We start from the raw sequence: 559 nt of genomic DNA on the forward strand, positions 1-559 counted from the left end.
CAACGGCCGGCGCCGGTAGCGGCGTAACAGTTCGGCGGAGCGTGGCTCGCTCAGCTCCAGTTCGACGAGCGGCACCACCCGGTAACTCCGCCCGCCGTGGCATACCTCGATGGTCTCGGGCAGTTCGTCGCACATCGTGGCCCTGACCTCCCCGTAGCGGGTCGACCACAGGTGTTCGCCTGGCTCCTCGGGCTCCAACCACACTCCGCCGAACTCACCCCAGCGGGCGTTCCACCGCTGTCCGTAGTTCGCCTCCAGCCATCGGGTGAACGCTTTGGCGTCCTGCCAGCGCAGGGCGATCTCCAGCGCGTCGACCGGCACCGGCGCGCCCTGCAACAGCGCCGCGGTGCTCCCGGTGATCACCTGCGGAAAGTCGGTGAGTCGATCCAGTAGCCGATCCAGCCCCAACCCGTCGATCCGCTCGGCGATCGGCCGGGCGGCCAGGTCGTCGATCTGGGCGTCGAGGTGCGCGTCCAACGGCTCGAACCCGACCACCAACTGCACATCCATCGCGGCAAGCAACCGCTCCAGCACCGCGATGCTGGGCGCTCGCTCGCCG

The 559-nt window shown here is 69.4% G+C and carries 1 protein-coding gene; it reads right to left on the reverse strand.

Going from position 1 to position 559, the window contains the following annotated elements; translation table 11 throughout:
- Window positions 1-559 (reverse strand): XRE family transcriptional regulator (locus KBX53_RS35300; RefSeq protein ID WP_210864071.1); only part of this gene is annotated, 559 nt, incomplete at both ends.

The sequence above is a fragment of the Micromonospora sp. M51 genome, from assembly GCF_018070305.1.
Taxonomy (GTDB): domain Bacteria; phylum Actinomycetota; class Actinomycetes; order Mycobacteriales; family Micromonosporaceae; genus Micromonospora; species Micromonospora parva.